1 protein-coding gene is annotated in these 401 nt (G+C 44.4%); it reads right to left on the reverse strand.

Translation table 11 applies throughout. From position 1 onward, the window contains the following. The coding region (locus tag NE664_15065) for an ATPase (GenBank protein MCQ4727953.1) at nucleotides 1–401 on the reverse strand (401 nt) is incomplete at both ends.

Genomic DNA, 401 nt, shown 5'->3' on the forward strand with positions numbered 1-401 from the left:
AGAACATTGCGGAGGCCGATGTCAACCGCATAGTACTTGCACTGCTGTGTCAAATACTGTTTTCCTTTAATATTATACCGGCCCGCCTCGTAGAGAAGGAGGCTGTCTGTCAGACCCCTTAAATACTTATCCACGGTCTTCTGATCCACTTTTGTCCCCTGTGATTTCAGCGTGTTGGCAATCTTCGTGGGAGACGCCAGGTTTCCAACGTTGTGGAGCAGAAACTTTGCTACATTTTCCAATACGGTGATATCGGAAATATTAAGCCTTGCCACGACATCCTTTAAAAGAACCGTATGGTAAATATCCATCAGATACTCTTTGGCGTCTTTTAATTCCAATCCCATACGTGTAACGTAAGGAAACGAACTGTATTCCAAATACCGGCTGAATTTCTGCTG

Origin of the sequence: Anaerotignum faecicola (assembly GCA_024460105.1) — a bacterium.
In the GTDB taxonomy this organism is placed as follows: Bacteria; Bacillota; Clostridia; order Lachnospirales; family Anaerotignaceae; genus JANFXS01.